Origin of the sequence: Faecalibacterium faecis, assembly GCF_040096475.1 — a bacterium.
Lineage (GTDB): Bacteria > Bacillota > Clostridia > Oscillospirales > Ruminococcaceae > Faecalibacterium > Faecalibacterium taiwanense.
In genome coordinates, this window is record NZ_JBBMEP010000010.1 from 87,664 (window position 1) to 107,373 (window position 19,710).

At 50.1% G+C, this 19,710-nt stretch carries 20 protein-coding genes; 18 read left to right on the forward strand and 2 right to left on the reverse strand.

Going from position 1 to position 19,710, the window contains the following annotated elements; all coding sequences use genetic code 11:
- The first annotated feature begins 1 nt into the window (after position 1).
- The 18 genes from csm3 (at position 2) to WMO17_RS07020 (ending at position 17,463) form a co-directional block, all read left to right on the forward strand.
- Positions 2-676: a type III-A CRISPR-associated RAMP protein Csm3 gene (csm3, locus tag WMO17_RS06935; protein WP_349137761.1), complete on the forward strand. Its 675-nt coding sequence runs from the start codon at positions 2-4 to the stop codon at positions 674-676.
- The gene (gene csm4 / locus WMO17_RS06940; RefSeq protein WP_349137762.1) at positions 657-1,622 is read left to right on the forward strand and encodes a type III-A CRISPR-associated RAMP protein Csm4; all 966 of its coding nucleotides are present in this window, start codon (positions 657-659) and stop codon (positions 1,620-1,622) included. The genes csm3 and csm4 overlap by 20 nt, the downstream gene beginning before the upstream one ends.
- Positions 1,619-2,722, forward strand: coding sequence for a type III-A CRISPR-associated RAMP protein Csm5 (gene csm5 / locus WMO17_RS06945; RefSeq protein ID WP_349137763.1), 1,104 nt, complete (start codon positions 1,619-1,621; stop codon positions 2,720-2,722). The genes csm4 and csm5 overlap by 4 nt, the downstream gene beginning before the upstream one ends.
- Positions 2,719-3,474 (forward strand): CRISPR system precrRNA processing endoribonuclease RAMP protein Cas6, encoded by a 756-nt coding sequence (cas6, locus tag WMO17_RS06950; protein WP_158395145.1) that lies wholly within the window; start codon positions 2,719-2,721, stop codon positions 3,472-3,474. Before csm5 ends, cas6 begins: the two co-directional genes overlap by 4 nt.
- Positions 3,475-3,696: 222 nt before the next feature.
- Entirely contained in the window at positions 3,697-6,855 is a 3,159-nt protein-coding gene (locus WMO17_RS06955; RefSeq protein ID WP_349137764.1) for a DEAD/DEAH box helicase, read from the forward strand.
- 12 nt (positions 6,856-6,867) lie between these two features.
- On the forward strand, positions 6,868-7,266 hold the full coding sequence (locus WMO17_RS06960; protein WP_349137765.1) for a (deoxy)nucleoside triphosphate pyrophosphohydrolase: 399 nt from the start codon (positions 6,868-6,870) through the stop codon (positions 7,264-7,266).
- A 324-nt stretch (positions 7,267-7,590) separates the two neighbouring features.
- On the forward strand, positions 7,591-8,526 hold the full coding sequence (locus WMO17_RS06965; protein ID WP_349137766.1) for a DUF932 domain-containing protein: 936 nt from the start codon (positions 7,591-7,593) through the stop codon (positions 8,524-8,526).
- An 11-nt stretch (positions 8,527-8,537) separates the two neighbouring features.
- Positions 8,538-8,876 (forward strand): DUF3848 domain-containing protein, encoded by a 339-nt coding sequence (locus tag WMO17_RS06970; RefSeq protein WP_349137767.1) that lies wholly within the window; start codon positions 8,538-8,540, stop codon positions 8,874-8,876.
- On the forward strand, positions 8,873-9,805 hold the full coding sequence (locus tag WMO17_RS06975; RefSeq protein WP_349137768.1) for a YqaJ viral recombinase family nuclease: 933 nt from the start codon (positions 8,873-8,875) through the stop codon (positions 9,803-9,805). Before WMO17_RS06970 ends, WMO17_RS06975 begins: the two co-directional genes overlap by 4 nt.
- 121 nt (positions 9,806-9,926) lie before the next feature.
- Positions 9,927-11,126, forward strand: a complete 1,200-nt coding sequence (locus WMO17_RS06980; RefSeq protein WP_349137769.1) for an ATP-binding protein — start codon at positions 9,927-9,929, stop codon at positions 11,124-11,126.
- A gap of 72 nt (positions 11,127-11,198) precedes the next feature.
- On the forward strand, positions 11,199-11,909 hold the full coding sequence (locus WMO17_RS06985) for a Sak single strand annealing protein (protein ID WP_349137770.1): 711 nt from the start codon (positions 11,199-11,201) through the stop codon (positions 11,907-11,909).
- A gap of 112 nt (positions 11,910-12,021) precedes the next feature.
- Positions 12,022-13,695, forward strand: a complete 1,674-nt coding sequence (locus WMO17_RS06990) for an AAA family ATPase (RefSeq protein ID WP_005938717.1) — start codon at positions 12,022-12,024, stop codon at positions 13,693-13,695.
- Positions 13,696-13,720: 25 nt separating this feature from the next.
- Complete coding sequence (locus tag WMO17_RS06995; protein WP_005938715.1) at positions 13,721-13,903, forward strand: hypothetical protein; 183 nt, start codon at positions 13,721-13,723, stop codon at positions 13,901-13,903.
- A gap of 104 nt (positions 13,904-14,007) precedes the next feature.
- On the forward strand, positions 14,008-14,133 hold the full coding sequence (locus WMO17_RS07000; protein ID WP_349137771.1) for a DUF3846 domain-containing protein: 126 nt from the start codon (positions 14,008-14,010) through the stop codon (positions 14,131-14,133).
- Positions 14,134-14,375: 242 nt separating this feature from the next.
- The gene (locus tag WMO17_RS07005) at positions 14,376-15,482 is read left to right on the forward strand and encodes an ATP-binding protein (protein WP_349137772.1); all 1,107 of its coding nucleotides are present in this window, start codon (positions 14,376-14,378) and stop codon (positions 15,480-15,482) included.
- A gap of 19 nt (positions 15,483-15,501) precedes the next feature.
- On the forward strand, positions 15,502-15,789 hold the full coding sequence (locus WMO17_RS07010; RefSeq protein ID WP_349137773.1) for a hypothetical protein: 288 nt from the start codon (positions 15,502-15,504) through the stop codon (positions 15,787-15,789).
- Between the two features lie 90 nt (positions 15,790-15,879).
- Positions 15,880-16,116, forward strand: a complete 237-nt coding sequence (locus WMO17_RS07015; protein ID WP_156072098.1) for a hypothetical protein — start codon at positions 15,880-15,882, stop codon at positions 16,114-16,116.
- A gap of 66 nt (positions 16,117-16,182) precedes the next feature.
- Entirely contained in the window at positions 16,183-17,463 is a 1,281-nt protein-coding gene (locus tag WMO17_RS07020) for a site-specific integrase (RefSeq protein WP_349137774.1), read from the forward strand.
- Positions 17,464-17,531: 68 nt separating this feature from the next.
- Here the strand turns inward: WMO17_RS07020 and WMO17_RS07025 are convergent, their stop codons facing one another.
- Together WMO17_RS07025 and WMO17_RS07030 are read right to left on the reverse strand one after the other, a co-directional pair.
- A complete protein-coding gene (locus WMO17_RS07025) occupies positions 17,532-18,671 on the reverse strand; it encodes an XRE family transcriptional regulator (RefSeq protein ID WP_349137775.1) in 1,140 nt (379 codons plus the stop codon).
- A 421-nt stretch (positions 18,672-19,092) separates the two neighbouring features.
- A partial coding sequence (locus WMO17_RS07030) for a recombinase zinc ribbon domain-containing protein (protein WP_349137776.1) occupies positions 19,093-19,710 on the reverse strand: 618 nt, incomplete at its 5' end.

Genomic DNA, 19,710 nt, shown 5'->3' on the forward strand with positions numbered 1-19,710 from the left:
TATGTATGGAAAAATTCTGATCCGGTGCGATCTGGAAGTGCGCACCGGTATGCACATCGGCGGTTCCTCTGCCTTTTCTGCCATTGGTGCTGTGGACAGCCCGGTGGTGCGTGACCCCTATACCGGCTATCCCATCGTACCCGGCAGCAGCTTGAAAGGCAAGCTGCGTACCCTGCTGGCTCGCAGCACATATCAGGATATCGAAGCAATGGCAAAAGCCGGAAGTTGCGACAAAGACCCCGAGCAAATCCTCCGCCTGTTCGGTTCCTCGGAACCGGTGCGTCGTTCCCGCCTGCAGTTTGCGGATGCCTTTTTGTCTAATGCCAAAGAGCTTTCCAATGTGGGTGTGACCGAGGTCAAGACCGAGAACGCAATTTCCCGTGCAAACTCCGTGGCCAATCCCCGCCAGATTGAGCGTGTGATCGCCGGCGCAAAGTTCGGTGTCAGCATCGTTTACGATGTGACCGACCCGGCACAGGTCAAGGAAGATCTTTCTCTTCTGGCCAAAGGCATGAAGCTGCTGCAGATGGATTATCTGGGCGGCCATGGTTCTCGCGGCAGCGGCCGTGTCAGCCTGAAAAACTTTGCGCTGGAAGGCTATGGCGCGCAGATGGATCTCAGCCGCCTGAAATCCCTCTTTGATGAGGTGGATAGTTATGAACTATTTTCTGTTTAAGCTGCAGTTTGACACAGCTGTTCATTTCGGAGGAGCCGACTCTGCATTGTCGCTTTATACCTCCGAAGAGGCCCTGCGGGCAGATACCCTGTTTTCTACCCTCTGCCATGAGACCCTCGTCCAGCACGGAGAAGAAGCCTTAGAACAGCTTTGTGCGCAGGTCCGGCAGGGAAAATTCCTGCTCAGCGATACAATGCCCTGGTATGGCGAAACGTTTTACCTGCCAAAGCCCATTGCCGCGTCAGAATCCACCGAGGAGGTAGAAACCACCCTGCGTAAAAAGGTAAAGAAGCTAGCCTGGATCCCTGTGTTGGAATTCGACCGCTACGCCAGAAGCCTGCATGAAGGTCATTTTACCCCTGACGAGCAACCGGAAAGTTTTGGCACCCACTATGAGCAGACCAAGGCAGCTGTTCCCATGCAGGGGGATACCATGCCGTATCAGGTTGGACTGTTCCGTTTTGCGCCGGACTGCGGACTGTATTTCATCTGCGGATTTACCGAAGATGGTCAGGATGAAGATCTGGAGTATTTGCTGGATTGGCTGGGCGCTACCGGCATCGGCGGCAAAGTCAGCTCTGGTTATGGAAAGTTCCATGTTGTAGACAAGATTTATCTGAACGAACCTTTTGACGAGCAGACGGAGTGGATGTATCACGCTCTTTCTGCCGAGCATGCTCCTTATCTGCTGCTGAGTACCAGCTTGCCGCAGACAGATGAACTGGATAATGCATTAGAGGGTGCCTCCTTCCAGCTGGTGCGCCGCAGCGGCTTCATGGCATCCGATCGTGTGGAAACTCCACTGAAGAAAAAAACGCAGTATGCCCTTTCGGCAGGGTCTGTCCTGCAAAATCGTTATCAAGGTGCTTTGTATGATGTTGGTTTGTCGGATGTGCATCCGGTATACCGCTATTCCAAGCCAATCTTTATGGGGGTGACATTATGATTCAGCAGGATCATCTTCAGATCTTTGACCTTACTCTAAATGTATGGGCACCTCTGTTTGTTGGCAACGGCAGCAGCTATACCAAAAAAGAATACATGTACAATACCCGCAATGGCAAAGTCTCCTTTCTGGACGAGCAAAAATTTTTCAGTTTTCTGGTCGAGCACGATCTGGTGGACAAGTACGGACAGTTTATGCTTAGCGAGCAGTCCAATCTCTGGGCATTTCTGACTAAGGACTGCGGCATTTCCGATGCGGAGCTGAAAACGCTGACGCGCTATCAGATCGAGGTGGGGGACGCCCTGGATGCGGAGCACTCGCTGAAAGAGATCCATGCTTTCCAGCGTGATGCGCAGGGCCATGCCTACATTCCCGGCAGCAGCATCAAGGGTGCGCTGCGTACCGCATGGCTGCTGAGTGCGGTATTGGCTGACCGCAGCACCGGACACAGCCTTGCACAAAACCGCCGGGCCACCTTTCCGGAAGAGAAATATGTCAACCAGCTGCATCTGCGCACTCTGAAAGATGAAAGCATCGCTTCGGACGCCGTTAACAGCATTTTCCGTGGCATTCAGGTCTCCGACAGTGCCCCCATCCCGGATGCGCAGATGGTCCTTGTCGGAAAATTTGATGCACTTGTGAACGGTTCCTTTGCGAAGGGCAGTAATCGCGGCATCCCCATGTGTCGGGAATGCGCAGCGTCCGGCACTAAGGTACGCTTCAAGCTGACGCTGGATCAATCGGTGCTGAAGGGGCGCATTACCAAAGAGTCCCTTCTGGAGGCCATTCAGCAGTTTGATACTTACTACGAGCAGACGTATAGCAGGCACTTCACCCCGCCGAGCGGTGCAGTCAACCTGCCGCAGCAGCCACACCTGATCCTGGGCGGCGGCTCCGGGTTCTTTGCCAAGTCGCTGGCGTACCCCTATCTGGGCGAAGAAGAGGGACTGCGCTGGACGGCAGAACAAATGAAACAAATGTTCCACAACCACAAGCATGAGCGTGATGCCGAAAATGGCATTTCCCCGCACACCATGAAATATGCTCGCTTTCGTGGTCGGCTTTATCCCTATGGATATTGCGGGGTGAGTATCTTATGATCCAGCAGATTCAACTGGTTTTATCTCCGCCCAATGACGTGCGGATTCCCCAGTCGTGGTCCTATCGTCTGTATGGCTGGCTGATGTCACAGATTTCTTCTGAATTTGGAGAGCAGATGCATCTGCAAGGGGAACACCCCATTGCGCATTTTCTATGTTTTTCGCCGGAAAAACAGTCTTTGATCTGGACGGTCAACCTGCTAAATGACGCTGCTCGACAGGTAGTTTTTCCCGTTTTGGAATCTGCAAAGGAAATCCCTCTGCATGAATTGACACTCCCGGTTTCAGAGGTCCGCACCTTTCCGGCAATCTCCGCTGAAGAGCTGATCCGTTCTGGGCGCTCCCGCAGCGAAACCCGTGCCAAAATTGCTTTTCTGTCGCCTTGCGCCTTTAAGCAGTCCGGCCGCTATACTATTTTCCCGCAGGAAACTCTGCTTTTGCAAAGTCTGATTGCGCATTGGAACGCTGCCTTTCCAGAATATGCCCTTATCGATTCTGATGCACTGCAGGCTTTACAGCAAGGGCTTCATATTGTGGATTATAATCTCCATACCACACGTTATCTGTTGAAAGAAACGCGCATTCCAGCCTTTCAAGGCAATGTGACCATCGAGGCACGCCTTGCGCCGCCGCTTCTGGAACTTTGGAACGCGTTGCTCTCTTTTGCATCCCATGGCGGAGTTGGCATCAAAACCACTCTTGGAATGGGAGGCGCTGCTACGGATTTTTATAAAAAAACACCCGTTATATAAGCCTCATTGCTATCGAGAGACTGTTGCACTGCATCAGCCTCTTTTTATTGTAGCATCATACAAATTATCACGACCTCTATTATTTTTTATAAAAGCAATGCAGCTACAGTATATTTTCTGAGATCAAAAACTTCTTTTTCAATCAGATGCGGTTTATTCTCGATCATTGAATATTCTTCTAACGGGCGCTATAATAAAAGAAAACGGTAAGGAAGTGCACCTATGCTCTACCCCGGTCTGTACGAACAGGTCATCAATAACGCACTGAACCGCGAGCTTGCAGAGATCCCGGAAGCCTGCAAGTCCACTGCGCCCATCGACACGGCGGAGGCTGCCAAGGTGCTGGCGCAGTATCTGACCGACGTGGTACAGAAGGGTCTTGAGAACGTGCAGGACAACGGCGGCGGCATCGAGGCGCAGATCCAGCTGGCAAATCAGATCGTGACCACCATCCAGAACACCACACAGGAAGCTGACTTTGCCGCGCTCGGTGTTGACCAGCGGGCAGAGCAGCTTCTTGCGCTTTTGCAGCAGAATGACCCGCGCATTGCTACAGGAAAAAGCGCAAAGGACCTTGACCGCCCGGAAACCTCCATTGCGCAAAGTTCCCTGTTTACCGGCGCTATCCATGAGCCGCAGATGTACACGGAGCTGAAAAAGGAGATCGTTTCCGCCGACCGTATTGATATGCTGGTCTCCTTTATCAAGTGGAGCGGCTTACGCCTCATCATGGACGAGCTGCGGCAGTTTGCGCAAAGCGGCGGTGAGTTGCGCATCATCACCACCTCTTATATGGGCGCTACGGACGTAAAAGCCATTGAGGAGCTGCGCGCACTGCCCAATACGAAGATCAAGGTGAGCTACGACACCAAGCGTACCCGGCTCCACGCAAAGACCTATGTATTTTACCGGAGAACCGGCTTTACTACGGCGTATGTAGGCTCCTCCAACCTGTCCAATGCGGCAATTTCCAGCGGTCTGGAATGGAACGTCAAGGTGACCCAAAAGGACCTGCCGGAGACCATTGAAAAGATCGCAGCCACTTTTGAAAGCTACTGGAATTCCAGCGAGTTTGAATATTACGATGAAGGACAGCGGGAACGGCTGACCCGCGCCCTGAAAGCCGAAAAATACAGCGAGACCGACCACAGCGGAATCTACACCCTGGATATTCTGCCCTATTCCTACCAGCAGGAAATTCTGGACCGACTGGATGCCGAGCGCACCGTTCGGGGTTACAACCGCAACTTGGTAGTCGCCGCTACCGGCACCGGTAAAACCGTGATCTCCGCACTGGATTACAAGCGCTTCTGCAGGCAGCATCCGGGGCAGCCCTGCCGGCTACTGTTTGTGGCACACCGGGAGGAGATCCTGAAGCAGAGCCTGTACACCTTCCGGGCGGTGCTGAAGGATGCCAATTTCGGCGAACTGTATGTGGGCAGCCACAAAGCCGACAGCATCGACCATCTGTTTGTTTCCATCCAGACCTTCAATTCTCAGGAGCTTGCCGCTAAAACGGCAGCGGATTTTTACGATTACATCGTTGTAGACGAGTTCCATCATGCAGCTGCACCCACTTATCAGAAGCTGCTGGAATATTATCAATCGAAGATCCTGCTGGGGCTGACCGCTACCCCGGAACGTATGGACGGCAAAAGCGTTCTGGACTATTTCGGCGGGCGCATTGCCGCCGAGATCCGTCTGCCGGAGGCCATTGACCGGAAACTACTTTGTCCCTTCCAATATTTCGGCGTCACCGACACCGCAGATCTGAGCAGCCTGAAATGGCGTACCGGCGGCTACGATAAAAACGAATTGTCCAACCTGTACACCCTCAGCGGCATGGTGGCGGAGCGCCGCGCTGACCTTGTGGTGAGCTCCATCCTGAAATATGTCACCGATATCGACGAGGTAAAGGGTTTGGGCTTCTGCGTTTCCATTGCTCATGCCCAATTTATGGCGCGCTACTTTAATACCCACGGCATCCCGTCTATGGCACTGACCGGCGATTCTCCTGACGAGGAGCGCAACGCCGCCAAGCAGCGGCTGGTTTCCGGGGAACTCCGATTCCTCTTTGTAGTGGACATTTACAACGAGGGTGTGGATATCCCCGAGGTGAACACGGTGCTGTTCCTGCGTCCTACCGAGTCGCTGACCGTGTTTTTGCAGCAGTTGGGGCGCGGCTTACGTCTGGCAGAAAACAAGGATTGCCTGACCGTTCTGGATTTCATCGGACAGGCCAACAAAAAGTACAATTTTGAGGAGAAATTCGCAGCACTGCTTTCCAACACCACCCGCAGCGTCAGCCGGGAGCTCAAAGAGGGCTTTGTCTCTGCACCTAAAGGCTGCTATATTCAGTTGGAGAAATATGCCGCAAAATATGTGCTGGACAATATCAGCGCCTCCTATGACCGCACCTCCGGGCTTGTGGCGCGGGCGGCTGCCTTCACCGAGGATACCGGTCTGCCCCTGACACTGGGGAACTTCCTCGACTACTACCATCTCGACCCCCGGGCCATCTACAGCAAAAAGGTCTGCTTCAGCAGACTGTGCGTCCGCGCAGGGGCGGCATCCGATTTTGCAGAGCCTTTGGAAGAAACTATGACCAAAGCCCTTGCCCGCTTTGCGGTCGTGGATTCCCGCAGGTGGATCCGGTTTTTGCTGGGGCTTCTGCCGAAATTGGATAACACCGACTTTGCAGCCCTGCCGCCGGTAGAGCAGCGGATGCTGCAAATGTTTTATGTGACCCTCTGGGGCAAAACTGCAGAAAGCTGGGAGGATGAAGAAGTTCTCGATAACCTGTATGCTCTCTCGGATAGTCCCGTTTTGCTGGGGGAACTGCAGGCACTTTTGCAGTATCAATATGACCGCATTGATTTTATCGACGAACCTGTGGATGTAGGCTTTGATTGTCCGCTGGACCTGCACTGCACCTATACCCGCGACCAGCTGCTAGTGGCACTGGACTTTTTGAAGCCTGCCACTGTCCGCGAGGGTGTGAAGTGGCTGCCGGAAAAGCAGCTGGACGTATTCTTTGTGACCCTGAACAAAGCGGACAAGGATTACTCTCCCACCACCATGTACAAGGATTATTCCATTAACGAAAGCCTGTTCCACTGGCAGAGCCAGAGCACCACCGCCGAAAACTCTGCCACCGGGCAGCGCTACATCCATCACCGGGAAAAAGGAAGCCGTGTGCTGTTATTCGTGCGTGAGTTCAAGGCAGATGCCCGTTTTGGCGGTGCAGGAGCGTATACCTATCTGGGCACGGTGAACTATGTGAAGCATGAGGGCTCCCGTCCCATGAATATCACATGGAAGCTGGACCGCCCGATTCCTGCAAAGTTCCTCAAAAAGACCAACAAGCTGGTAGTCGGTTAAAAGGAGAATATCATGAAGGTTGTTCGCGTTGTTGCAGCTGTGATCTGCGACGATATTCAGACGAAACATAAAATTTATGCCACCGCCCGCGGCTACGGCGAATATAAGGGCGGATGGGAGTTCCCGGGTGGCAAAATCGAGCCGGGTGAAACCCCGCAGCAGGCACTGAAACGAGAGATCCGGGAAGAGCTGGATACCGAGATCGCGGTAGGCGACCTCATCGACACCATTGAATACGATTATCCCGCCTTCCATCTTTCCATGGACTGTTTCTGGTGTGAGGTGGTCTCCGGCAAACTGGTGTTGAAAGAAGCCGAGGCTGCACGCTGGCTGACTAAAGAGGAGCTTGATTCTGTTCCGTGGCTTCCGGCGGACCAACTTCTTTTAGCGCAAATACGTCCTGCATTATAATTTTTTATGATAAATTCCTCTCTCTAGCTTTCTCAAATTTCCATTTTTCACCCAGATATAATAATCATGATCCAAAGCCTCTGAGTCGAAAGACTCAGGGGCTTTTTCATGTCTGGAGGTGAGCACTTTGTTATTCCGCACCATCACTATCATTATTACCATCGTATTTTAAAGCGCAGCTGCGCAGAAAGGAGAAAGCATTATGAACTTTTGGTCCGAAATCGTCAAAGAGGTTGGCACCGTCCTGGTGGAAGTCCTCGTCCGCATCGCTGAAGAAATGGAAAACAACAATTGATCACAGTACACTGAAAAGGAGATTTTACTATGCCCGCAAATGTTGAAACGATGTTCTCTGTCCGTGAGACCCCTTGGCACGGCCTTGGCCGGATCATCATGGATGCCCCTGCAAGCCGTGAAGCCTTGGAACTGGCCGGCCTGGATTGGCAGGTGGAGAGCCGTAATATCTATTCTGGTACAGGTGCTATGATCCCCGGCTATCGCGCAAATGTCCGCAGCACCGATGATGCTGTTCTAGGCGTGGTATCCGATCGCTACCGCATTGTCCAGAATGAGGAAGCATTCCAGTTCACCGATGATCTGCTGGGTGAAGGTGTCACTTATGAAACTGCCGGTTCCCTGCAGGGCGGCAAGAAGGTCTGGATGCTGGCAAGGCTTCCGCGGAAATATCTTATCGCTGGAGATCAGGTAGTACCATATCTTGTGATCTTCAACAGTCATGACGGCAGTTCTGGTGTGAAAGTGGCCATGACTCCGATCCGTGTAGTCTGCCAGAACACGCTGAACCTCGCGCTGAATACCGCAAAGCGCAGCTGGACTGCACGCCACACCGAAAATGTTCTGCTCCGCGTGCAGGATGCCCGTGAAACCCTGCAGCTGGCCAGCAACTATATGGTTGAACTCGGCAACCGTGGCGAAGAGCTGGCTCGCATCGATTTATCCGATCACAAGGTGCAGGAGTTCATCAATGAGTTTTTCCCGATTTCTGAGGACCTGTCCGATTGCCAGCGGAAGAATAACCTGCGCCTGCAGGAAGATCTGAAGGCTCGCTATTATAACGCACCGGATCTGGAATGGGTCGGCAAGAACGGTTGGCGCTTTATCAACGCAGTCTCCGATTTTGCCACCCACGCGGATCCTCTCCGCAAGACCAAAAACTACAACGAGAACCTGTTCCTGCGCACCGCAGAGGGCAACCCCATGATCGACAAGGCTTACAAGATGGTGCTGGCAGCAGCATAAAGGAGCAAGCCATGAATGATGTAAATAACCGCATTTTCAGGGAATTCACGGAATTTTTTGACAACGTTGAGAAGAATGCTTCTGAAATCAGCGTTACCATGGCTTATGAGATCACGATGAAAAGTACCATCAGCACCGCCATTATTGTTTTGGAATCCGAGGGTAGACTGGAGGAGCGCTACTGGAACCATCTCAGGGTGCAAAATAATATTCTGGATTTTCTTTACGACATGTGGGTTGGCTCTTGCCATTCATTGGCCAGTGACTTTTCCACGATCATGAAAGACTTGGTGGAATACGACTTCATCATTACTGAATCAATTATGAGAGAAAGGATGCAAAGTGCATGAAAAGATTGATTTCAACTTTGAACCTGTCCAAAGAGGATTGGCTCCGTTACCGCAAATGCGGTATTACTGGCACGGATGCCGGGGCTATTCTTGGTCTAAATCCCTACCGCTCGGCATTTCAGGTGTACCACGATAAAATCAGTGATACCTTTGAGAATATCGACAATGAGGCTATGCGTCAGGGACGCGATCTGGAAGATTATGTCGCGCAGCGCTTCACCGAGGCCACCGGTCTGAAGGTACGCCGTGCAAATGCCATTTACCAGAGCGAGGAACATCCGCTGCTTCTGGCAGATTTTGACCGCCTGATCGTTGGGCAAAAAGCTGGATTAGAGTGCAAAACGGTTTCGCCGTTTTCTGCGGACAAGTGGGCTGATGGAAAAATCCCTGCACATTACATGGCTCAGGTCAATCACTATCTGGCTGTCAGCGGTTTTGACTGCTGGTACATTGCTGCTCTGATTTTCGGGAAGGAACTGGTGATTCACAAGATCACAACCGACAAAGAAGTTCTGAACAACCTCATTGCCAAGGAAGAGCACTTCTGGAAATACAACGTGATGCCCGAAATTCCGCCTGTACCTACCGGAAGCGAGGGGGATACACAGCAGATCAATCAGCTGTACTCTGCAGATGATAGAAACAAAACTGCCGATCTGAATCCCATCCGCGACCTGTTGGATAAGCGGCAGGAGCTTTCTGATCAGATCGAACAGCTGGAGCAGGAAAAAGCCTCTATTGAACAGCAGGTGAAGTTGGAGATGCAGGACGCCGCCTATGGTACAGCACCGGGCTACAAGGTGTCCTGGGTATCCTCCGAAAGTAAACGGGTAGACTCCCAGCGTTTGAAGAAAGAACAGCCCGATATTTTCAATCGGTACAGCAAGAATGTAAGCAGCCGCAGGTTTACCATTATCCATGCAGCATAATTTTTGTACGCCTATAGGCACACAAAATTCGCGCTTTAGCTATTTTTATTTAATAGAAAAGCACAATACTGTTTACACAACAATAATTGTATGCTAAGATAAGAATATGAGGTGATGCACGATGGTTCTGCGCAAAAGTTATTTGGATAAGATCATTCCTTTTATCGATCAGGATCTGATTAAAGTTCTGGTTGGAATCCGGCGCTGTGGAAAAACAGTCCTTCTCGGTCAGATCAAGGACGTGCTCCTCCAGCGCAACATTCCCGCACAGAACATTATTCAGGCCAATTTTGAGTCCATGCGCTTCCGCAACACCCGTACTGCAGAAACGCTTTACGACTACATCGCAGAAAAAGCGGAAGGCTGCACCGGCAAAATTTATATTCTTCTGGATGAGATTCAGGAGGTGGAGCGCTGGCAGATTGCAATCAATTCTCTTCGTGTCGATTTCGATTGTGATATTTACCTGACCGGCTCCAATTCCAAGCTGCTTTCCGGCGAATTGGCAACCTATCTTTCCGGACGATACATCCAGATTCAGCTTTTCCCCTTTTCGCTGGCCGAAGCAAAACAGCAATGCATTGAAAACGGAACCTATACTTCGGATGAAAAGCTCTTCGCAGACTATTTGAAGTACGGCGGTTTTCCGCAGCGTTTCTTCCTCCCTGACGATCATTCAATCACCACCTATCTGGGCGATCTTTACGAGGCTATCATTGTCCGTGACATCATGCTGCGCCACAATATTCGCGAACAGACCGCATTACGTAATGTCCTTGCATTCCTGCTGGACAATATCGGCAATCCGTTTTCTGCCCGTAATATCAGTGGACGCATGGTTTCGGAAGGAATCAAGACAACCACTGCTACCGTGCTGAACTACGTTGATTATTTCAAGGAAGCCTTTATCCTTCTGAATGCAAGCCGCTATGATATCAAAGGAAAAGCGCTCCTGTCCAGCACAGAAAAGTACTATGCAGTCGATCTTGGGTTGCGGAACGTTATCAAGAAAAGCGAAGAGCTTGACAGCAACAAGCTGTATGAGAACATCGTATATCTGGAAATGCGGAGCCGTGGCTATGAAGTTCAGGTCGGCAAGCTGGACGACACCGAAATTGATTTTATCTGCTACCGTGGAGATGAAAAGCTCTATATTCAGGTTGCTTACCTGATCACTCCCGCCGATGAAGAACGGGAGTTCGGTAATCTTGAGCGGCTGCACGACAACTATCCTAAGTATGTTATCAGTGGTGATTTGGCGAATTTAAGCCGAAACGGAATCATTCATCGAAACATCATTGATTTTCTGCTCAATCCGTAATTTTCACATCATGGGGCACAACAGTTGACGCTGTTGTGCCCTTTTTTCTTTATCAGAATTGGAGGCATTCTTATGGAAAATCCATTCGTAAAATTATTTGCTATCGACTTCAAAGATCATCTGGAAGTCAAGAAGTCCGTCAATACCGAGTTAAAATATGTAAGCTGGGCGTATGCCTGGGCGGAGGTAAAAAAGCTATATCCTGCTGCCAGCTACGAGGTCAAGAAATTCAACGGCCTGCCCTATGTTTATGACCCCATCACCGGCTTCATGGTGTACACCACTGTCACGATTGAGGGCGTTTCGCACGAAATGTGGCTTCCGGTTTTGGACAGTTCCAACAAAGCCATGAAAGCCGTGCCTTACACCTATACCACCCCGAAATGGGACTACAATCCGCAGACCCGCCGCCGTGAAAAGATCGGCATGGAAGAACGTACCGTAGAAGCAGCCTCTATGTTCGATGTGAATAAAGCTATCATGCGGTGCTTAGTGAAGAACCTTGCTATGTTTGGCCTTGGCCTGTATGTTTATGCCGGAGAGGATTTGCCGGAAGATGCTGCACCGCAGCCGGAGGCGGAACTGCAAAAGCAGCCGAAACCGAGATCCGCTACCCCGAAGCAGGAACAGCCGCCCATGCCCTGCATCTGCGCCCGGTGCAACCAGCCCATCAAGAGGGTCAAGCTGAAGGATGGCTCCATCATGCAGGCGGCAGAGTTTGCAGCCACCCATGAGGGAATGTGCGCTGACTGCTATAAAGCCACCAGATTGAACGTAGCATAATAAAACTGCTCTATTTCGATGTCACTTGATTCTTGTATGATTCTATATTTCATGGTACACTTACAGTAGTGAGTTCTGAAAGCTCTCCTCTGTGAGTGGAAAGGAGCATTGCATGAAAGATTTGCAGTTTCCTGTTGGAATCTCGAATTTTGAAAAGATTCGAGAAGGCGGGTATTATTATATCGACAAGACCAATCTGATTTCTGAACTTCTTAGCGGTGGTATCGCTGAAGTAACATTGATCACTCGTCCTCGCCGTTTCGGAAAATCACTTGGTATGAGCACTCTCGCAAATTTTCTGGACATCCGCAAAGACAGCAAGCAACTGTTTGAGGGATTGGCGATCTCCAAAAATACAGAGCTTTGCAAAAAATGGATGAACCAGTGTCCTGTGGTATTTTTCTCTTTCAAGGATACGGACGGTCTGACCTTTGAAAGCGCCTATGGAATGCTGCGCATGAAACTGGCATTTGCATTCCAGGATTATCAGTTTCTTTTGGATGACGATGCTATTTCTGACGATGACAAAAGCATCTTTAAGCGGATTCTGGGACGCACTGCATCCATGGATGAAACAAAAAGCTGCTTTTTGCTATTGACCCGGATGCTGGAAATCCACTTCAAAAAATCGGCGGTCGTCATTCTGGATGAGTATGATGTTCCCATTGCAAAAGCCAGCAGCAACGGATATTATTCGCAGATGCTGGACGTGATGCGGGCTATGATGAGCACCACGCTCAAAGACAATACTTCGCTTGACTTTGCTGTTATTACCGGCTGTCTGAAAATTGCTAAAGAAAGCATTTTTACCGGGACGAACAATTTTGTTTCGGACACGATTCTTTCTCCCCGGTTGAGCGAATCCTTTGGTTTCACACAGACAGATGTAGATCAAATGCTGAAAGATGCTGGTCTTGAATCGCAGTCTGCTGAAATCAAGGCATGGTACGACGGTTATCATTTTGGCGATGCAGACATTTATTGTCCGTGGGATGTGATCAGTTATCTGCGGGATTTCCAGTATGGTGTAGCACAGAAGCCGAAAAGCTATTGGAAAAACACCAGTGATAACGCCATCATCCGTTCTTTCATCGACTATGCAGGCGACAATATCACCACAAAGCTTGAAACTCTGATGGCTGGCGGCTCTATTGTTCAGCATATTGAAGAAAACCTGACCTACGATTATCTGCACTCCTCTGAGGAAAATCTTTGGAGTGTGCTGTATCTGACAGGCTATCTGACCAAGGTGCGGGATAAAGATTTGACGGATTCGCTGCCGGATGGCTGCTCTGCGCTGATGATTCCCAATGCAGAGATTCAGGAAATTTTTGAAACCACTGTAAGCAAGTGGTTTGACGATAGCGCTAAGGCGTGGAACCGCAGCCCTTTGTTTGATGCAGTCTGGAGCGGAAACAGCGAAGCTCTGACAAAAGAAATGACCAAGCTGCTGCGTATGACCATCAGTTACCATGACTATCGGGAGGATTTTTACCACGCTTTCCTTGCGGGCATCTTTACTGGTGCTGGCTATGTGGTGGAATCCAACAAAGAGCATGGCGAGGGTCGCAGCGATGTCATTGTAAAGGATATCCGCAATGGCCGTGTGGCAATTTTTGAAGCCAAGTATTCCAAAACTCTGGATGCTCTGCCGGATGCCTGTGATGCTGCCATTCAGCAGATCAATGACCGGATGTATGCAGCAGACTTCCGGGATGACTATGATGACATCCTCTGTTATGGCATCGCATTCTTCAAAAAGCGTTGTATGGTACGCAAAAAATAAACACTATACTGGAGGCCCACACAATATGTGCGATGTGCTTGATAAAGTGGAAAACCGTGGCATTGCAAAGGGAAAAGCCGAAGGGGAAGATACGCTGGCTTTGCTGATGAAGAAGCTGTTCGATCAGAACCGTATTGAAGATGCAAAGCGGGCTTCTGAAGATAAGGAGTACCGTGCTCGGCTGATGAAAGAGTTTGGCATCAGCTGAGCAAAAAATTATATGTACAACTGGGAGAGTGTCTTCGGATGCTCTCCCTTTACTTTTGCAGGACAGTCCGCGTGGATTGTCCTGTTTTTATTTGGAGGCATACAATGAAAGAAGAAAAAATCAAAGTCCTTGCGCTCCTGCCAATGGAGCTGCCAAAGGAAATCGAGCTGGACAACACGCTTGAAGCCATGCAGAAATTTGTAGGCGGGCTGATCGAATGCATCACATAAGCTCTATCTCACCCTTGATCTTGTGAAACGTTTGGTCGCAAAGCGCATGCCGGAATTTCTTACATCTGATGTTCTGGCTCAGTTGACTGAAGCTGGCATTCTTTCGAGCTCTATCGTAAAGACGCTCACGCTCTCTACCGGGCATTCCAAAAATGTCAGGCTTCGATCAATTAATCGCAGCTTTGTGAATGGATATGGTCGTCGTGACATTACAACTATTTCAACCTAAAGGAGGTTATCTTATGATTTCAAGGCCAGAAATCCAGGCATTCCTTGGCACGTATCAGGAAGGTGCTGAAAAATTCCCGGTCCACCTTCAACTTCACCCCGGAGTTGATCCTTCCAGTATATTCCTTACTGGATCAAGCGGCAGCGGAAAATCCACGGCGGGGCAATGCATGGCAATTCAATTCGCTAAGCAAAGAACCCCCTTGCTCGCATTGGACCTTGGACACACTTTGTCGCCTGATCACATTTGCCCACCGCTGTCCTCTGAATTTGAGGCACTGGCAATCAGGCATGATCTCTACAATGAATCTGTGGCCACCGACATTCTCAATCCTAAACCTTGTGGAAGCAATACAGAGTCCCCCTATGACACGGCCTATGGTCTTTGCCAGATCATTGGACAAAATAATCGTTTTGGCCCTGCTCAAATCGCATCGCTCACAGCCGAGGTCAAAACGATTGTGGAGCACCGGGAAATTTGTCCCCATATCTTCCCAAGCATTCTTAAGGCATTGAAAAGTTCCACTTCTGCAAATGTCCGCATGTTGGGAAATCGACTGGAGCCGCTTCTCCAGCATGATGTGTTTGAACGCCGCCAAAACGGAAGCTCTTCCCTTCCGATTTCGCCTCATATACATATTTTTGATGTGAGCAGCTATCCTGATACAATCAGGACTACCTTGGCAGAACTTCTGTTGTACGATTGGTTTCGCTCCGCTCGTGCGCTGCAGATTCCCATCGTTATCATGGTCGATGAAGTGCAGAATCTCAGGCTTGGTCGCGGCACGATTCTGAACCGAATTATCACAGAAGGCCGCAAGTTTTCAATCGGTTCTATTCTAATCTCACAATCTTTGAAGGGCTTTGCTCCAGATGAGCAGTTGGCGTTGAGTCAGACTGGAACCAAGCTTTTCTTCAAACCGCCGCTCACGGAAATTCGAGCCTGTTCCGAGATGCTAGCCGAACCAGTTCGGCGTTCCGGAACGGTCGAGCTTCTTAAAAAGCTGAAGGTCGGTCAGTGCCTTCTGTTATCCGATTTCACGCACATCGGAGACTCGCTCCAACCCAGCTCCGACTGTATTCAGGTAAGCATCAACTTTCCGACATCTATTATTGAATAAACAAGTAGGAGGATTTATCATGAACATCCCAGATGGATTTTTTGAAAACCCTGTTTCTCCCGAGTACGCTGATCTGCTTTCAACTATGGGCGCCCCAATTTACTTTACAGAGGCTCCATGTTGCCACTCCGGCGATTGTGGATACATCGATTGTAGTGCTATCACGCTGCGTGACCAGAGCCTATTCTTTAACTGCGGCTATGTCGTTCCCCCTTTAAACGCCCAATATGAGGAAGTACAACCCGATTTGCATTCTTTGGAGCGTTATGATTTTTCAAAAATGCCAGATCTTCCCTGGTACCCTTAATCACACTTTAAGAGTCCTATATCTGAGAAAGATATTCTTACTTTGAAGCCACCTGTGCTTTCCATTATTTTGCGAAAGGAGAGAAAAGTTATGATTGATAAGCAACAGGATTTTCTTACACTAACAGGTGCGGCTCGCCGTGCACGGAGCGAAGGTTATGATATAACATACCACGGTCTCCGCAATCTCGTAGCCGCCGGTTACATAAGTCACGTACCGAACGGATCACGTATCTACGTGTTTTACCCCAATGTGATCCGCTTTCTCCAGAAGGGGCTCACGGCTGAGCAGAGCCTGGACTACCAGCTTTCCCGCGCCCGTAACTGATCTAACCGTTCGCCCTCAGTATCCTCCGATGCTGAGGGCATTTTTTGAAGCAGGAGGTTCAAATCTATGTTCTGTGAAAATTGCGGCCATCAAATCTCAGATACCGCTAAATTCTGCTCTGCCTGCGGTCATCCCGTTGGCACAACGCCATCCCCCGGTGCAGTAGCTCCACCTGCCGTTCCAGCCAAACGAGAATCGCCCCGGCTGAAAGCCTCGTCTGGCAATGGCAGCATCACACGAATGTCCGGAATACGCCGGAAGCCATGGCTGCTCCGAATGCCGATCCCCGATCCTCACACCGGAATTACAGTCATGAAGGCTGTTGGCACCTACGTCACCCGTGAAGAAGCCGAGGCGGTACGCGCCGAAATGATGAAGCGTCCGGCCACACCCTATCAGGACTCTACCCTGCAGGACTGCTTCCGGATGTTCAAAGAGTCCCGTGAATATAAGGGCCGGTCCGATAAGGCTCGCGAGCTCTATGACATTGCGTGGAAATATCTCCGTCCGCTGTGGCACTTCAAAATTGCCGCCCTCTATGCGCAGGACTTTCAAAACATCTTAGACAAGATGGCCGATAACGGCCTGTCTCAAAGTATGTTGGAAAAAGAGCGTACTCTTATCAGTAAGCTGTATCGCACAGCCATTGGCTGGCGTGTCGTGGATGCCAACCTTGCATCTGTCCTGAAAGTCGAAGGACGCAAATCTCCGGAACGCGAGATTTTCACGGACGAACAGGTGACGCTGATCCTGAGCCAAAAGAACACGCCCACCGGGCAGATGGTAATTGCTCTTCTGGCCTGCGGAGTTCGTATCTATGAGCTGCTGCACTTCAAACACGAAGATTTTCACCGCACGGAATCCGGTGCTTATCTGATCGGCGGCTGCAAGACCGAGGCCGGACGCAACCGCATCATTCCCATTCTCGACTTTGGCATTCCGGTTTTTGAACATGCGTATGCCACCTCTGTGGAAAATGGTCCGCTCTTTCCCAATGGAAAAGGCGGTTTCTGGAATGAGAAGAACTGGCGTAACCGCAAATTCTATCCTTTCTTGGAGGAAATCGGCATCCAGCCGAATCCTTACGACGAAAATGGTAAGCGCAAACCGGAGTTTGCCGGGAAGCTTGCCACCTATACGCCCTACACCACCCGCCATACCTACGCCAGCCTTTGTGACCGCGCAGGCGTCAACAAGGATATCCTGAAACGCGCTGTCGGGCACACGCCCAAATCCAAAACGCTGGATGAAGTCTATCTCCATCCGAAAGCGACCCAGATGATCGAAGCCTTTGACTCGGCCAATCAACTGGTCAAAGATGAAGTTCTGGCTCTGCCAGAAGAATAACCCCTACATACCAGAAAAACCGTCAACGCATGAGAGAGAAATCTCTCACGTTTTGACGGTTTTCTTTTTTACCCTAAAAGCACTCTTGCTCTGCGCTGTACCTCTTTTTCGATCATCTTCAAGCGATTTGGCGGCAGATTATAACGTGTCGCTCTGCGGTCAAAATGGAAATCCAGCAGCTTATGGAGCATTGTACGGTGACGAGGTTTCATTGCACTCTTTGCAGCTGCAAAGAAATCATCGTATGCAAGCGGAAGCAGTGTGCGGGCATATTCATCAAATGCTTTCTGGTTGTCCCAAAGATCCGTTCCGCCCAGACTGAACAGCGAGTTTCCGTGGTCAAACAGCGGTGCGGGTGCCGCAATCGCATTGGTCTTATTATCTACCAGCACGCCAAAGTTTCCATAGTGGCGGTCTGTATTGCAGATGATTGCATCAAAGACCAGCATATCTTCCAGTGCATCCACAAAGTTCTGACCTAACGTCTGATAATACGCAAAAATTGCTTTTATTCCACCTTTGGACACAAGCTGTCCGATGGGAATATAAGAATACTCTTTGCTGGTGAACAGCTCACACTTGGAACAAAGCGTCTTTTTCAGATCTTTTGTCAGGGTGTAGCGAATCGCATTCACGCCCATCACCTGTGCAACTTGATAAGCATACATTTCCGAGTACGGTTCAAATCCCAGATTACTGAACCCTGACGTGCCACCTTTATAAAGATAGATTTTTCCGTTTTGTCTGCGCCAGCATTTTGGCAGCATCCCGTTGGTCGAGAACTCCGGGCAGGACGCAAGCGAAGTTCGTATGCTGCTGCCATATCCTGTAAAGGCGATTGCTGCCAGCACCTGACTGAATCGGTTATCGTAAAGATTTACTTTTTCAAAGGTGTCACCGGAGCCCTCTGCATCTACCCAAAAGCAATCATTGAGTGAAAGTCCTTTGCAGACGGTGATAATTCCCAGCGGACGATTCAAAGAAAGCCCCACCTTGGAGAGCAGAGCATCTACATACGCTCGGTTCTTCGGAATTGTGCGATGCCGCAGCCAGCGTTCTACGCCATCTTCTGATACAGTCAGGTTCAAAGGTAGAAAGGAACTGTTTTCTTCGTAAACCTTTATAATATGGAGGTCAGTATCTGCACTGTCCATGTTTGCTTCAAAGGTAAGCAGTGGCAAATCAAAATGCCGGATGGTGTAGCGCACAGCGATTTCTCCTTTCATCCATGATCTTTTTCTTTATTATACGGCATCAGAATCCGAATGAAAAGCACCGTCGTCATTCTGTACAAAATTTGAGGATAAAATTTTATACCCAAAAATCTGCAAAAATCGGGTTTCCGGAGCCATTTTGCCGTTCCTCCCCGAATTTTGCTACAGATCTGCTACAAACTTGCTACAAACGACTGAAAAGGGGACATAAAGATTTCAAACCATTCTCTGACCAGCTGGACTTTTGAGCATCATCCCCGGTAGACATTCCTGACCGTTGGAACCCGCGCACTAATCAAAGCCCTGCTAGGGCTTTGATTGCCCCGCCTGCGGCGCGGCCGTGCTGTTCGAGTCCCTAATTCTCTATACACTAACATAAGTCCGCGTATAGTGCAAAAAAAGCCACTAACTTCTGTTAGTGGCTTATGCATGGTGGAGCATTGTCCACAGCACTCGAACCCAACACTTCCTCACGGGTGACCGTTTTGGCATCATCCGTGAAGTTGAAATTGAGTACGACCCGGTCATCAAAGACGTAGACCGAGTTGACAAAGGTATCAATGATCTGCCGCTGGTGTTCCGTGCTGCCCACGTCACCCTTGCGGAATTTTTCAAGCCAGAACCGAATCCACTCACGGGTCAGGACGGGCTTTTTCAGCTCTTCTTCCAGAATGCTGGTGTTCAGGGCTTCTTTCCGGGCTTCCAGCTCGTCCAACCGCTGCTTGGTGGTCGGGGTCAGGATGCCCTGTTCAATGGCTTCCAGAAGGTTTGCGAGTCGTTTCTCTGTATCCCGGAGTTGCTCTTTCAGAACAGGCAGCCGGGTGTTCTCCTGCTGCTGGGCTTCCATGACCAAATCTATCAGCCGTTCGATGATTTCATCGCTGAAAATCACCTTAATGGCAGTGTCCACCACGAACCGTTCCAGCGGCTCCTTGCGGATGGCTTTCAGGTCGCAATGCGCCTTGCCGTGGCGTTTGGCGTTGCCGCACTTGTAGTAATAGTAGGTGTTTCCCATGTGGCTGGTGCCGCTTTC

Excerpts from the sequence above, each read along its gene's own strand:
- csm3 (WP_349137761.1), top strand. The coding sequence starts at position 2 with ATGTATGGAAAAATTCTGATCCGGTGCGATCTGGAAGTGCGCACCGGT.
- csm4 (WP_349137762.1), top strand. The coding sequence starts at position 657 with ATGAACTATTTTCTGTTTAAGCTGCAGTTTGACACAGCTGTTCATTTC.
- csm5 (WP_349137763.1), top strand. The coding sequence starts at position 1,619 with ATGATTCAGCAGGATCATCTTCAGATCTTTGACCTTACTCTAAATGTA.
- cas6 (WP_158395145.1), top strand. The coding sequence starts at position 2,719 with ATGATCCAGCAGATTCAACTGGTTTTATCTCCGCCCAATGACGTGCGG.
- WMO17_RS06955 (WP_349137764.1), top strand. The coding sequence starts at position 3,697 with ATGCTCTACCCCGGTCTGTACGAACAGGTCATCAATAACGCACTGAAC.
- WMO17_RS06960 (WP_349137765.1), top strand. The coding sequence starts at position 6,868 with ATGAAGGTTGTTCGCGTTGTTGCAGCTGTGATCTGCGACGATATTCAG.
- WMO17_RS06965 (WP_349137766.1), top strand. The coding sequence starts at position 7,591 with ATGCCCGCAAATGTTGAAACGATGTTCTCTGTCCGTGAGACCCCTTGG.
- WMO17_RS06970 (WP_349137767.1), top strand. The coding sequence starts at position 8,538 with ATGAATGATGTAAATAACCGCATTTTCAGGGAATTCACGGAATTTTTT.
- WMO17_RS06975 (WP_349137768.1), top strand. The coding sequence starts at position 8,873 with ATGAAAAGATTGATTTCAACTTTGAACCTGTCCAAAGAGGATTGGCTC.
- WMO17_RS06980 (WP_349137769.1), top strand. The coding sequence starts at position 9,927 with ATGGTTCTGCGCAAAAGTTATTTGGATAAGATCATTCCTTTTATCGAT.
- WMO17_RS06985 (WP_349137770.1), top strand. The coding sequence starts at position 11,199 with ATGGAAAATCCATTCGTAAAATTATTTGCTATCGACTTCAAAGATCAT.
- WMO17_RS06990 (WP_005938717.1), top strand. The coding sequence starts at position 12,022 with ATGAAAGATTTGCAGTTTCCTGTTGGAATCTCGAATTTTGAAAAGATT.
- WMO17_RS06995 (WP_005938715.1), top strand. The coding sequence starts at position 13,721 with ATGTGCGATGTGCTTGATAAAGTGGAAAACCGTGGCATTGCAAAGGGA.
- WMO17_RS07000 (WP_349137771.1), top strand. The coding sequence starts at position 14,008 with ATGAAAGAAGAAAAAATCAAAGTCCTTGCGCTCCTGCCAATGGAGCTG.
- WMO17_RS07005 (WP_349137772.1), top strand. The coding sequence starts at position 14,376 with ATGATTTCAAGGCCAGAAATCCAGGCATTCCTTGGCACGTATCAGGAA.
- WMO17_RS07010 (WP_349137773.1), top strand. The coding sequence starts at position 15,502 with ATGAACATCCCAGATGGATTTTTTGAAAACCCTGTTTCTCCCGAGTAC.
- WMO17_RS07015 (WP_156072098.1), top strand. The coding sequence starts at position 15,880 with ATGATTGATAAGCAACAGGATTTTCTTACACTAACAGGTGCGGCTCGC.
- WMO17_RS07020 (WP_349137774.1), top strand. The coding sequence starts at position 16,183 with ATGTTCTGTGAAAATTGCGGCCATCAAATCTCAGATACCGCTAAATTC.